The sequence below is a fragment of the Cryobacterium sp. SO1 genome, assembly GCF_004210215.2.
In the GTDB taxonomy this organism is placed as follows: domain Bacteria; phylum Actinomycetota; class Actinomycetes; order Actinomycetales; family Microbacteriaceae; genus Cryobacterium.
The window spans coordinates 3,842,804-3,854,652 of the sequence record NZ_CP067394.1; the positions used below are offsets into that span (position 1 = coordinate 3,842,804).

Annotated in this window: 13 protein-coding genes; 8 read left to right on the forward strand and 5 right to left on the reverse strand. The window is 70.5% G+C overall.

All coding sequences use genetic code 11. From position 1 onward, the window contains the following. Position 1: 1 nt before the first annotated feature. Positions 2 to 688, reverse strand: coding sequence for a hypothetical protein (locus BJQ95_RS18260; protein ID WP_130176882.1), 687 nt, complete (start codon positions 686 to 688; stop codon positions 2 to 4). 197 nt (positions 689 to 885) lie between these two features. After that, complete coding sequence (locus tag BJQ95_RS18265; RefSeq protein ID WP_130176883.1) at positions 886 to 2,556, reverse strand: carboxylesterase/lipase family protein; 1,671 nt, start codon at positions 2,554 to 2,556, stop codon at positions 886 to 888. A 170-nt stretch (positions 2,557 to 2,726) separates the two neighbouring features. Here BJQ95_RS18265 and BJQ95_RS18270 point away from each other — a divergent pair, with 170 nt between their 5' ends. The 7 genes from BJQ95_RS18270 to BJQ95_RS18300 all read left to right on the forward strand — a co-directional run bounded on the left by BJQ95_RS18270 (position 2,727) and on the right by BJQ95_RS18300 (position 8,686). Beyond that, complete coding sequence (locus BJQ95_RS18270) at positions 2,727 to 3,290, forward strand: dihydrofolate reductase family protein (protein ID WP_130176884.1); 564 nt, start codon at positions 2,727 to 2,729, stop codon at positions 3,288 to 3,290. A 142-nt stretch (positions 3,291 to 3,432) separates the two neighbouring features. Further along, on the forward strand, positions 3,433 to 4,365 hold the full coding sequence (locus tag BJQ95_RS18275; protein WP_130176885.1) for a carbohydrate kinase: 933 nt from the start codon (positions 3,433 to 3,435) through the stop codon (positions 4,363 to 4,365). Between the two features lie 120 nt (positions 4,366 to 4,485). Next, positions 4,486 to 5,445: a hypothetical protein gene (locus tag BJQ95_RS18280; RefSeq protein ID WP_130176886.1), complete on the forward strand. Its 960-nt coding sequence runs from the start codon at positions 4,486 to 4,488 to the stop codon at positions 5,443 to 5,445. Positions 5,446 to 5,529: 84 nt separating this feature from the next. After that, positions 5,530 to 6,501: an aldo/keto reductase gene (locus BJQ95_RS18285; RefSeq protein WP_130176887.1), complete on the forward strand. Its 972-nt coding sequence runs from the start codon at positions 5,530 to 5,532 to the stop codon at positions 6,499 to 6,501. Beyond that, positions 6,498 to 7,499 (forward strand): NAD-dependent epimerase/dehydratase family protein, encoded by a 1,002-nt coding sequence (locus BJQ95_RS18290; protein ID WP_240694649.1) that lies wholly within the window; start codon positions 6,498 to 6,500, stop codon positions 7,497 to 7,499. Before BJQ95_RS18285 ends, BJQ95_RS18290 begins: the two co-directional genes overlap by 4 nt. A gap of 18 nt (positions 7,500 to 7,517) precedes the next feature. Continuing rightward, positions 7,518 to 8,387 carry an aldo/keto reductase gene (locus BJQ95_RS18295; RefSeq protein ID WP_130176889.1) on the forward strand — a complete coding sequence of 290 codons (870 nt, stop codon included), beginning with the start codon at positions 7,518 to 7,520 and terminating at the stop codon, positions 8,385 to 8,387. Further along, on the forward strand, positions 8,384 to 8,686 hold the full coding sequence (locus BJQ95_RS18300) for a putative quinol monooxygenase (protein WP_130176890.1): 303 nt from the start codon (positions 8,384 to 8,386) through the stop codon (positions 8,684 to 8,686). The genes BJQ95_RS18295 and BJQ95_RS18300 overlap by 4 nt, the downstream gene beginning before the upstream one ends. A gap of 20 nt (positions 8,687 to 8,706) precedes the next feature. Here the strand turns inward: BJQ95_RS18300 and BJQ95_RS18305 are convergent, their stop codons facing one another. Then, complete coding sequence (locus BJQ95_RS18305) at positions 8,707 to 9,648, reverse strand: LysR family transcriptional regulator (RefSeq protein WP_130176891.1); 942 nt, start codon at positions 9,646 to 9,648, stop codon at positions 8,707 to 8,709. 102 nt (positions 9,649 to 9,750) lie between these two features. Further along, on the reverse strand, positions 9,751 to 10,431 hold the full coding sequence (locus tag BJQ95_RS18310) for an SDR family NAD(P)-dependent oxidoreductase (RefSeq protein ID WP_130176892.1): 681 nt from the start codon (positions 10,429 to 10,431) through the stop codon (positions 9,751 to 9,753). Between the two features lie 101 nt (positions 10,432 to 10,532). Here BJQ95_RS18310 and BJQ95_RS18315 point away from each other — a divergent pair, with 101 nt between their 5' ends. After that, entirely contained in the window at positions 10,533 to 11,381 is an 849-nt protein-coding gene (locus tag BJQ95_RS18315) for a helix-turn-helix transcriptional regulator (protein WP_130176893.1), read from the forward strand. A gap of 52 nt (positions 11,382 to 11,433) precedes the next feature. Here BJQ95_RS18315 and BJQ95_RS18320 read toward each other — a convergent pair whose 3' ends face one another. Further along, positions 11,434 to 11,847 carry a heat shock protein transcriptional repressor HspR gene (locus BJQ95_RS18320; protein ID WP_130176894.1) on the reverse strand — a complete coding sequence of 138 codons (414 nt, stop codon included), beginning with the start codon at positions 11,845 to 11,847 and terminating at the stop codon, positions 11,434 to 11,436. Between the last annotated feature and the right edge of the window lie 2 nt (positions 11,848 to 11,849).

Here is an 11,849-nt window from a genome sequence, read left to right on the forward strand (position 1 = left end):
GCTACCAGCCCACCTCCACGCCGGGGATCGAGGTGATCTCGATATCGAACCCCGGATACAGTTCGGGTCGAATGCGGTCCTCCAGCCGCTTGATGGCCGCGGCATCCAGCGAGGTGGAGTCGGTGCCGGCTTCCGAGCCGGGGTAGAGCTCGACCTCGAGGGTGACCGTGAAGACATTCGCAGCGGCCATGAAGCTCTGTTTCCCGACCGCATCCTTGATGATCGCGCTCACCCTCTCGAGCTGGGGTTGGATGTTAACCTCGGTGAAGCCGACGTTCTCGTGCAGGTCATAGGGGCGACCGGCGGCGTCCACGATCGCCAGCGCCTCCGGGGGCGCCGTGCCCATGAAGCTGATGCCGAAGCCCTCATCGGTGATGTAGCCATAGGCGTAGTCGTCGGGAAACGTCGTGCGCACCGCGTCGACGGCACTGCCCCACGGGCCCTCCCGCTCGCCGATCTCCATTTCATGCTCCACCGAATAGTCCCCCGCCCAGGCATCGCGGGGAGGAGGCTCGGGGACCGGGGTGGCGGAAATCACCGGCGCGGCCGACGAGCCGGGCACCGGAACGTCAGCGGGGTCAGCTTCGGCCGAGGCCAAGAGCGATGGCACGGCGGCCCCGGCGGCACCCACCACTCCCAGCACGACCGCCGCCGTGATCATCAGGCGTATCCGTGTCATGCCTGCCATGCCGGCTCCCGTCGTCTGCCGCCGACGCTACCCCACAATCGCGGAACGCCGCTGGCCCCGGTTCGCTCCTGCGCCGGTGGACCGAAGTGCTCCCGCTTCGGACGATTGCACCCGGCGCACCGGGTGCAGAAGTCCGCATGGGGAACAGTTGCGTCAGAACAGGGCGACGGACCGGCTCGACCTGCGCGAGCGGCGGGTCAGCCGGCGAAGGCCAGCAGGGCGCCGGCGTAGGTGGCGCCCACGGTCGTGACCACGGTCGTGACCTGCGTCGTGACCTGCGTCGTGACCTGCGTCGTGACCTCGGTCGTGAGCTCGGTCGCGACCCGGATGGCGGCCACGGTGGGGCCGGCCGGGGCGACGTCGTAGCTGATCACCGGCTGGGCGTCGACGGGATCGCCCGCAGCCCAGGCCGGCCAGGCGGGGTCTCCCCCGGCGATGAACTTCACCGCGGCGCCGTGCACCTCGTCGGCCAGGCGCTGCGACGGCGCCGGGCCGGTCAGGACCTCAACCCGTGGGGCGTCGAGCGCGTCGAAGAAGAACGGCAGGTCGAGGCAGTGCAGCGCCCCGCCGAGCGTGGGCGAGCGCCAGGCGAACGCCCACAGCCAGGTGGGCGCGGCATCCGCTGCCCGGCCCACGGCGACACCGACCGAGGCGGCAACGCCCAGCGCGACGGATGCGGCGGCGGCCCGGTCGACCGCGACCGCGGCCCGGGCCTCGGCGACCTGCAGCATCACGCCGCGGATGGCGCGGTCCGAGGCGAACTGGCCGAGGACATCGGCGGTGCCGCGCTGGTCGTGCGCCACGGCGTACGCGCGCGCAGCGGGACCGGCGACGCCCAACCGGACCAGCATCTCGGCGGCGTCTTCACCGGCGAGCTCGTCGGTGAGATCGTTCATGGCGAAGTTGAACTCGTGGTCGGTGCTGCCGAGCATCAACGGTTTGTCGGCGCCGATGCCCGCCAGAACGGCGTCGAGAGTGGCCAGCGGGATCAGGGAGCCGTCGACGACGGGGCCGAACGGCAACCCGCCCATGAGGGTGTTCGCGATCTCGCCCAGCGGCCCGGCGGGGCTGCCGGCGGGCAGCGCCGTGGCCCGCGGCTGCTCGGCCAGGATCTGCTCCTCGGTGAGCGCGCCGAGGCCGGCCCGGGTGGGCGCCACCCCGGCCAGCCCGGCGAGGCGGCGACCGGTCTGCTCGGCCTGGGCCGGCGTGAGGTGGGTGGCCACCCCGGAGATCACGATGGCCCGCGCGAACAACGGATGCGCGCGCGGCATCGACAGCAGGGTGAGTACGGCCCCGCCACCGGCGGACTGGCCGGCGATGGTGACCCGGGCCGGGTCACCGCCGAAGAAACGGATGTTGCGCTGCACCCACTCGAGCGCCAGCAGCCAGTCGAGCACGCCCCGGTTCAGCGGCGCGTCCTCGATCCAGCCGAAGCCGTCAAAGCCGAGCCGGTAGGACACGTTCACCGTGACCACGCCGTGCCCGTTGAAGCCAGAGCCGTCGTACCAGGGGCTGGCCGCGGAGCCTGAGGTGTAGCCGCCGCCGTGGATGTAGACCAGCACGGGCAGGCCCTGCCCGGCTGGCACCTCCACGGGATCGGGCGTGAACACGCTCACGTTCAGCGTCGAATCGCCGGGGAAGCTGGGTTCGGGCACGAGGGTGGTGTCGCCGCCGTCGATGCGCTGCGGGGTGGCGCCGGGACTGCCGGCATCCAGCACGCCTTGCCACGGCGGATGAAGCACGGGAACGGCGAACCGCAGCTCACCCACCGGCGGGGCCGCGTAGGGAATGCCGAGGAAGGCCGCGGAGCCGGATCGCCGACGGCCGCGGACGACCCCGGCTGTGGTGCTGACGTCGACGGTGTCCATCGGTGGCCTTCCTGGAGAGTGCGGTACGCCGCGCTGGTGCGCTGGGCTATTTGGGCGCGGAGGCGACCAGAGTACCCGAGCCGGTCGCTTCCAGAAGCGAGCAGAATGGATGCGCCACGCCGCGGTGAGCACCTCACCGGGCTCGGCATCACCGCGGGAGGAGCACACGCATGGGCATTCTGATCTGCACGGGCATCACCTCACTCGACGGCTACGTGGCCGACGAGTCGGGCAACTTTGACTGGAGCGTGCCCAGCGAGGAGGTGCACACCTTCGTCAACGACCTGGAGCGGTCGGTGGGCACCTACCTCTACGGCCGGCGGCTGTACGAGGTGATGGTGGCGTGGGAGACCATGCACCTGCACGACGATAACCAGCCCGCGGTAATGCGCGACTACACCGCGATCTGGCAGGCCGCCGACAAGATCGTCTACTCCAGCACCCTCACCGAGGCGCCCAGCCGGCGCACCCGCATCGTGCGCGCCTTCGACCCTGAGGCGGTGCGGGAGCTTAAGCGCACCGCATCCGGCAACCTGTCGGTGGGCGGCCCGAACCTGGCCGTGCAGGCTTTCACGGCCGGGCTTGTCGACGAGGTGCAGCTGTTCGTGTCGCCCGTGGTGGTGGGCGGTGGCACGAGGTTCCTGCCCGACCATCTGTCGCTGTCACTCGAGTTGAAGGACGAGTACGCCTTCCGCAACGGCGTGGTGTACCTCGGCTACCGGGTGCGCCGGTAGCGCCGGGCGCTATCCTGGGGCTCCCGCCGGAGCCCCGGTGCCGCGCAGAGAATCGACCCGCAGAGCACCGACACACACAGCACCGACACACACAGCACCGCCCCGCACACCACCGCCCGCAGACCACCGACAGGACCAGCCGATGACGCCTGACCGTTCGTTCCCCGCCACCACCCGCGCCCTCGTGATCGGGGAGGCCCTGATCGACATCGTGCGCCATGCCGGCGCCGAGCCGGTCAGCCACGCCGGCGGCAGCCCGATGAACGTGGCCTATGGGCTCGGCCGGTTGGGCGTGCCCACCACCCTGGTCACCCAGATCGGAGCCGACCCGTACGGCGAGATCATCGCCAGGCACCTGCGCGCGGCAGACGTGGACCTGCTGCCGGGGTCGGTCACGCCCGGCGCCACCTCGAGCGCCACCGCCATCCTGGATGCGACCGGAGCCGCCAGCTACAACTTCGACCTGCGCTGGGAGCTGCCTCCGGTGGTACTACCCGCCCCGTGCACCCTGATCCACACCGGGTCGATCGCCGCGATCCTGCAGCCGGGCGGGCAGGCCGTGCTGAACGCGTTCACCAGCGCCCCGGCCGGCACCCTGCTCAGCTACGATCCCAACGTGCGACCGGGCATCATGGGCCACCGTGACGACGTGGTGCGGGCCGTCGAAGACCTCTCCAGAGCCGCGCACGTGGTGAAGATGAGCGACGAGGATGCCGCCTGGCTCTACCCGGGACGGAGCCTCGACCAGGTCCTGCGGGAGTACGTTGCGGCCGGGGTGGCGCTGGTCGCCATCACCCGGGGCGGCGACGGCGCCCTGTTAAGGGCCGGCGGGGTCACGACCGAGCTGACGGCGCAGCCGGTGACGGTGGTCGACACCATCGGGGCGGGCGACTCGTTCATGTCGGGCCTGCTCTACGCGATCCTCGCCAGCCAGGCCACCGAGGCCGTGCTGCACAACACCGTCGGCGCCGACGACCTGAACCGGGTGGGCCAGACCGCACTGGCGAGCGCCGCGCTCACGGTGTCCCGAGCGGGCGCAAACCCGCCCACAATGGCGGAGCTGTTCCCGGGCTGACTCAGAAGGGGTTCGGCAAGTCAATCCCCTTGAACACGGCACCCTCTCTGGTTTTACTGTGCGTACGTTGTCCCCATTGAGTGGGTCTCTGGCAGCGGGTTATAGGAAGTCTGGTGCGACATGGTGGTCACAACAACCGATACGGCCGTGCAGGTCTCGGTGGAACTCACTCCCGCGGACGGAGTGGTGATCGAGGGAAATTCGCTGGGGGTCACCATCCGGATCAGGGCACTCCGACCCGCGTCGATCGAGCACGCCGAGCTGACGCTGATCCGCAAGGTGAACTACACCTACGGTCGGGGCAACATCTACGGCGGTGTCTTCCCCGCCCGGGAACGCAGCACCGAACTGATCTCCGCGGTCACCGTGCCGGCGCCGGGCGCGATTCCGGCCGGTGAGAGCCGGGTGCTGTCGGGCAGCCTGAGCATCCCCAGCGACGGCCCGGCATCGGTGCGCGGCGACCTGATCGACGTGGGCTGGTCGGTCCGCTGCGTCCTGCGGGCCGCCGGCGGCCAGATCATCAAGCGCGAACGCCTGATCGACGTGCAGTCCTGGGGCCAGACCAGCGCCACCGATATCGGCCATCCCCCGGTGGGCGAACACCTCGGCCAGGTCGCGCTGGAGTTCATCGCGCTGTCCTCCCGGGTGCTGGAACCCGGTACCCCGCTCACCGGCATCCTGCGGGTGCGCCCTCGCGAGGAGGTCACGACCAGGGGCGTGCGCGTGCAACTGGTGCGCTGCGAGGAGGTCTGGGGCGGACCCGGCCAGGTCGCCGACCCGGATGCGAGCGAGTCGGAGGGCTACCGGCATTCGGAGGCCGTGACGGCCGCCGTGACGCTCGGACCGGCCGGCCTGCTCACACCCGGTAACGTCGTCGATCTGCCCTTCACCGTCGAGACGCCCGCCGGCCTGCCCGCCCCGTCGCTGTCCATCGGCAACCTGCACGTGCGCTGGGAGATTCGGGCGATCGTCGACCTGCCCCTGCGCCTTGACCCCCGGCTGTCGCTCGACCTGCTCGCGGTCACGGCCAGCCGGCAGCCGAGCGAACCCGGGCGACGCGGGGACCTCGACACGCAGTGAGAAGCCGGATTGAGAAGGTGGAGTGCTGGATAGCATCCGGTTCTCCTGTTGGACAGTGGCCGCCAGGCGTAGCAGCCTGAGGGTATGGAATACACACACCTCGGCCGCTCCGGCCTGTCAGTCTCGCGCCTGTGCCTCGGCACCATGAACTTCGGGCCGGAGGCCGACGAGCCCACCTCGTTTTCCATCATGGACGCCGCCCGCGGGGCCGGCATCAACTTCTTCGACACCGCCAACGTCTACGGCTCCAAGCTGGGGCGCGGCGCCACCGAGAGCATCTTGGGCCGCTGGTTCGCGCAGGGCGGCGAGCGCCGCGAGGACACCGTGCTGGCCACCAAGGTCTACGGCACCATGTCCGACCGCCCCAACGACGGCAAGCTGAGCGCGCTGAACATCCGTCGTTCGCTCGACGAGAGCCTGAAGCGCCTGCAGACCGACCACATCGACCTGTTCCAGTTTCACCACGTGGACCGGGACACCCCGTGGGACGAGATCTGGCAGGCCATGGAGACAGCGGTCACGCAGGGGAAGATCCTCTACGCCGGCAGCAGCAACTTCGCCGGCTGGCACATCGCCACGGCCCAGGCCGAGGCCCGCACGCGCGGCTTCACCGGGCTGGTGAGCGAGCAGTCGCTGTACAACCTGCTCAAGCGCGACATCGAACGTGAGGTCATTCCGGCGGCGCAGGCCAACGGGATGGGCATCCTGCCCTGGTCGCCGCTGGAGGGCGGCCTGCTCGGCGGTGTGCTGCGCAAGGAGCAGGACGGCAGCCGCCGGGTCTCCGGGGCGAACGCGGAGAAGCTCGAGAAGAACCGGGTGGCCATCGGCGCGTATGAGGACTTCGCCGCCGAACTCGGGACCGAGCCGGGTGACCTGGGTCTGGCCTGGCTGATGCACCAGAAGGCGGTGACCGCGCCCATCATCGGCCCGCGCACCCTGGACCAGCTTGACGCCGGCCTCCGCGCCGTCGCCGTCACGCTCGACGACGCCGCGCTGAGGCGGCTCGACGAGATCTTCCCCGGCTACAAGACCGCGCCGGAAGACTACGCCTGGTGAGCCACGCACTGAACGTTCTCTTCATCGGCGGCAGCGGCGTCATCAGCGCCGCCGCCGCGGAGCTGGCCGTGGCCCGGGGGCACCGTCTCACCGTGCTCAACCGTGGCCAGTCCGACCTGCGGGCCGTGCCCGACGCCGCCGAACTGCTCACCGCGGACGTGCGGGATGCCGCCGCGGTGCGGGCCGCCCTCGGCGAGCGCCACTTCGACGTGGTCGTGGACTTCGTGGCGTTCACGCCCGAGCACGTGCGGGCCGATATCGCCCAGTTCGCCGGTCGTACCGGCCAGTACCTGTTCATCAGCTCGGCCTCGGCGTACCAGAAGCCGCCGGCCGCGCTGCCGATCCGGGAGTCGACACCACTGCACAACCCGTTCTGGCAGTACTCCCGCGACAAGATCGCCTGCGAAGACGTTCTGATGGAGGCCTACCGCGAGCAGGGCTTCCCGGTCACGATCATCCGCCCCTCGCACACCTACGACCGCACCCAGATCGCGCTGCTGAACGGCTGGACCGACATCCACCGGATGCGCACCGGCCAGCCGGTGGTGGTGCACGGCGACGGCACCTCGCTGTGGACGCTCACGCACAGCACTGACTTGGCCAAGGCCCTGGTCGGCCTGTTCGGCCGCTCGCAGGCCGTGGGCGACAGCTTCACGATCACCTCGGACGAGTACCTGCCGTGGGATGCCATCTACGCGGAGTACGCCCGCGCCGCCGGCGCCCCCGCGCCCGAGATCGTGCACGTGGCCAGCGACACCCTGGCCGCCGAGAACCCGGCGTGGAGCGGCGGGCTGCTCGGCGACCGGTCGCACTCGGTGATCTTCGACAACACCAAGGTGAAAGCGCTCGTGCCCGACTTCGTCTGCACCACCCCCGTCGCGCTCGGCTTCCGTGAGGCGATCGCCTGGTACGACGCGCATCCGGAGCAGCAGGTCGTGGATGCGGCGTTGAACGCCACCCTGGACCGGCTCGTCAGCGCCCACTCCACCCTTTCCTGACCCCAGATTGGACACCCCATGAAGACCCGACTCATCGGCGACCGCACCGTCAGCTCCATCGGCCTGGGCGGCATGCCCATGTCGATCGAGGGCCGGCCCGACGAAGCCCGCTCCATCGCCACCATCCACGCCGCCCTGGAGGTGGGGGTGACCCTGTTCGACACGGCGGATGCGTATCACCTGCACGCCGACGAGGTGGGGCACAACGAGTCCCTCATCGCGAAGGCCATCGCGTCCTGGGGCGGCGACACCGCGCAGGTGGTCGTGGCCACCAAGGGCGGACACCTGCGCCCCGGCGACGGCAGCTGGTACGTCGACGGCCGCCCCGAGTACCTCAAACGGGCCGCGCTCGCGTCGCTGAAGCGGCTCGGCGGCGACGCGATCGACCTGTACCACCACCACCGGCCCGACCCCCAGGTGCCCTACGCCGACTCCATCGGCGCTATCCGGGACCTGCTCGACGAGGGCGTCATCCGCCTGGCCGGCATCTCCAACGCCACCCCCGAGCAGATCCGCGAGGCCTACGAGATTCTCGGCGGCCGGCTCGCCAGCGTGCAGAACCAGTACTCGCCGGCGTTCCGCAGCAGCCAGCCCGAGCTGGACCTGTGCACCGAACTCGGCGTTGCGTTCCTGTCCTGGAGCCCGCTGGGCGGCATCAAGTCCGCCGCCGAGCTGGGCACCAGGTCCGCCCCGTTCCAGCGGGTGGCGGATGCGCACGGCGTGAGCCCGCAGGTCGTCACGCTGGCTTGGCACCTGGCCGCGTCGCCGCGGGTGATCCCCATCCCGGGGGCGAGCCGGCCGGAGAGCATCCGTGATTCGGTGCGGGCGGCGGAGCTGACGTTGTCGGCGGAGGAACTCGCCGCGCTCTCCGAAACCGTGACCGTATGACGGCCATCGTGCACCTCGACCTGCGCCTGGACCCGGCCAGGCTCGACATCGTCCCGGCTCTCCTCAATGAGGTGCTCGCCGCGACCCACGCGTGGCCGGGCAACGAGGGACTCGAGGTCATCATCGACGACGCCGACCCCGCCCATGTGATCGTCGTCGAGCGGTGGGCCACCGCCGCCGACCACGACGCGTACGCCGCCTGGCGGAACACTCCCGAGGGTGTCAGCCGGCTGGGCGAAGTGCTCGCTGCCCCGGGGGTGAAGTCCGTCTTCTCCGGGCGTATCCCGCTGGACTTCTAGGCCGTTCAGCTGCCGGGCGGTCAGGCCGCCGTGCCGATGGCGTCTGCCGGCAGGCCGGTCGCGAGCGCTTCGGAGGCCGCCTGTGCGGCGGCGACGTCCTCGAGCAGCTGCGCGAGGAACGCCGACGCGGCCGGGCTCGGCTCGTCGGCGACCGCCACGGCCACCGCCCACTCGGGCACGCTCGGCGGCAGCGGCACCGCCACCAGATCGTCGGGGCGTTTCTGCGCGAAGCTGGTGGGCACGATCGCCACGCCCAAGTTGTAGCCCACCAGGTCAAGCAGCGGATGCACGTCGTTGACCTCCATGGCCGCCCGGTACTCGAAGCCGGCCGCCGCGAATGCCCGCCGGGCGAGCATGTGAGCGCCCCAGCCGGCCTGGAAGCCGATCAGCTCCTCGGCGCGCAGGGTCTCCAGGTCGGCCTCGGCCAGGGCCGCGACCGGGTGGTCCGGGTGGCAGAGCACCACCATCTTCTGGCTGCTCAGCGGGTGCAGCCGCACCCCGGGCGGGGTGTCCCCGGTCACCACGACGAGGGCCACATCGGTGGTGCCGCTGGCCACACCCTCGATCAGGTCCACGGAGCCCAGTTGGCGCAGCCGCACCTCCACGCCCTGGTTGGCGGTGCGGAAGCGGGCCAGCTCGGCGGGCAGGTCCACGGAGCCCAGGCACGGCTCGGCGCCCACGGTGAGGCGTCCGCGCATGAGCCCGCGGACCGCGGCGACCGCGTTCTGGGCCGCCGCGGCGCTGGCCAGGGTGCGCAGCGCATCCGTCAGCAGGGCCTGGCCGGCGGCCGTGAGCTCGACCCGGCGGGTGCTGCGGATGAACAGGGAGGTGCCCAGCTCGATCTCGAGTGCCCGAATGGAGGCGGACAGACCCGACTGGGAGATGTGCAGCAGCTCGGCCGCCCGGGTGAAGTGCCGCTCGTCGGCGACGGTCACAAAATGCTCAAGCTGGCGCAGTTCCATTGTGCAAGCGTAGGCGCAACAGGTCCGCGAACCGTGAGAAAAGCACCCGAAAACGCCTCGGGAAGGTGCTTAACTCACGGCTCGCGGAGGCTGGCGACACGCTCAGTACTCGATGCGGCCGGCACGGTTGTGAAACTGACCGGTCGGCCCGGTCGGGCCCAGCAGGGCGAGCGCCACCGTCGCATCCGTGCCCTCGGTCACGGTTTGGTGGCCCCCGTGGTTGTTGAAGTCCGTGGCGGTGTACCCGGGGTCGCTCGCGTTGACGCGGAACGACGGCAGGTTCTTCGCGTACTGCACGGTGAGCGCGATCACGGCAGCCTTCGACGCCGCGTACGGGATGGCGGGCACCGGGAACTCGTCGTGTCCCTCGGTGCTGAGAAAACGCGGCCACCCGACTCCCGACGCGACGTTGACGATCACCGGATGCGCCGACCGGCGCAGCACCGGGAGCGCGGCCTGGGTGACGCGCACCAGCCCCAGCACATTTGTGTCGAGCACGTCGGCCATCTTCTGGGTCGAGAGGTCATCAACGCCGAAGGAGGTGCCGAGGATGCCGGCGTTGTTGACCAGCACGTCGAGGGCGGGCAGGGAGGCGAACGCGGCGTCGATGCTCGCCTGGTCGGTGACGTCCAGCTGCACGGGGTAGGCACCCGCCTCGCGGGCGGCCTGGCCGTTCGCGAGGTCGCGCATGCCGGCATAGACGGTGTGGCCGGCCTCGATGAGGCGGCGGGCGGTTTCGAGTCCGAGGCTCTTGTTGGCCCCGGTGATGAGTGTGAGTGTCATAGATCCATGCTGCGGCCCGCGCCGGGTTCCACCCAGGCATCGCTCGACGGTGGGATTGCCAGTACCACGCTGAATTGTGCGGTCGCGGGCAGAATGGGGCCATGAGTGAATTCGCCAGCGTGCTTCGAGCGTGGCGGGACCGAGTGCGCCCAGCGGATGTCGGGTTGCCGGCCGGCGCGGGGCGCCGAACCACCGGGCTCCGCCGGGAGGAGCTCGCCGCCCTCGCCGGCGTAAGCGTGGACTACATCGTGCGTCTCGAGCAGGGCCGAGCGGTGAATCCGTCCCCCCAGATGCTGGGCGCCCTGGCTCTCGCCCTGCGGGTGACCCCGGCCGAGCGTGACCACCTCTACAGGGTCGCCGGCGTCGCCCCGCCGGCCCGAGGAATGGTGCCTCAGCACGTGACCCCGGGCGTGCAGCGGATCATCGACAGGCTCGGGGACGTGCCGATGGCCGTCTTCACCGCGTCCCACGACATCCTGCTGTGGAATCCGCTCTGGGCTGCCCTGACCGGCGACCCGTCGCGCTACATCGGAATCGAACGCAATCTGGTCTGGGGTCATTTCATGTGGGGACATGAGGGGGTCGAATTCGACGCCGAGCACGAGGAGGATTTCGCCAGCGATCTCGCTGCGGACCTGCGCATGGCCGTTGGCCGGTACCCGCACGACGGCGCACTGGCTCAGCTCGTGGCCCGGATGCGCTCTGCGTCACCCGACTTCGAACGCCGCTGGGGTGAGGCGCGCGTCGCCGAGCACCGCTCGAGCCGGAAGAGCATCACCAGCACAGCGGTCGGGACCATCACCGTCGATTGCGATGTGCTGACGGTGCCCGGCGGTGACCTGCGGATCGTGGTCTATTCGGTCGTACCCGGCAGCACCGACGAGCAGAAACTCGATCTGTTGCGCGTGGCGGGCCTGCAGTCGCTGATGCCAGCGCACCGCGAACCGTGAGAAAAGCACTCAAAAACGCCCCGGGAAGGTGCTGAGCTCACAGTTCGCGGGGCTACTTGTCGAGGGGGCGCCAGATCACGATCTGGTTGGAGCGGCGGGTGCGGGTGCCGGCGCGCATCGAGATGACGTCACCGGCCGAGCCGGCCGCGAAGACGCGCCGGCCCGGACGGTTGAGCAGCTCGTCGGCCAGGGCCGCTTCCAGGTCCCCCACCCGGCTTTCCAGCGCCCGCACGGTGTCTTCCAGCGCGAGAATGCGACGGATGCCTTCCAGGCTCACCCCTTCGGCGCCCAGGTCCGCGATCTCCCGCAGCCGGGCCACGTCGCGCATCGAATAGCGACGCGAACGGCCCGGCGTGCGCCCGGGACTCACGAGCCCCAACCGGTCGTACTGCCGCAGGGTCTGCGGGTGCATCCCCGCCAACTCCGCGGCAGTACTGATCACGAAGACGCGGGTGTTCTCATCCATGG

Coding starts and splice junctions, on each gene's coding strand:
- BJQ95_RS18260 (WP_130176882.1), bottom strand. CDS start 688: ATGGCAGGCATGACACGGATACGCCTGATGATCACGGCGGCGGTCGTG.
- BJQ95_RS18265 (WP_130176883.1), bottom strand. CDS start 2,556: ATGGACACCGTCGACGTCAGCACCACAGCCGGGGTCGTCCGCGGCCGT.
- BJQ95_RS18270 (WP_130176884.1), top strand. CDS start 2,727: ATGGGCATTCTGATCTGCACGGGCATCACCTCACTCGACGGCTACGTG.
- BJQ95_RS18275 (WP_130176885.1), top strand. CDS start 3,433: ATGACGCCTGACCGTTCGTTCCCCGCCACCACCCGCGCCCTCGTGATC.
- BJQ95_RS18280 (WP_130176886.1), top strand. CDS start 4,486: ATGGTGGTCACAACAACCGATACGGCCGTGCAGGTCTCGGTGGAACTC.
- BJQ95_RS18285 (WP_130176887.1), top strand. CDS start 5,530: ATGGAATACACACACCTCGGCCGCTCCGGCCTGTCAGTCTCGCGCCTG.
- BJQ95_RS18295 (WP_130176889.1), top strand. CDS start 7,518: ATGAAGACCCGACTCATCGGCGACCGCACCGTCAGCTCCATCGGCCTG.
- BJQ95_RS18300 (WP_130176890.1), top strand. CDS start 8,384: ATGACGGCCATCGTGCACCTCGACCTGCGCCTGGACCCGGCCAGGCTC.
- BJQ95_RS18305 (WP_130176891.1), bottom strand. CDS start 9,648: ATGGAACTGCGCCAGCTTGAGCATTTTGTGACCGTCGCCGACGAGCGG.
- BJQ95_RS18310 (WP_130176892.1), bottom strand. CDS start 10,431: ATGACACTCACACTCATCACCGGGGCCAACAAGAGCCTCGGACTCGAA.
- BJQ95_RS18315 (WP_130176893.1), top strand. CDS start 10,533: ATGAGTGAATTCGCCAGCGTGCTTCGAGCGTGGCGGGACCGAGTGCGC.
- BJQ95_RS18320 (WP_130176894.1), bottom strand. CDS start 11,847: ATGGATGAGAACACCCGCGTCTTCGTGATCAGTACTGCCGCGGAGTTG.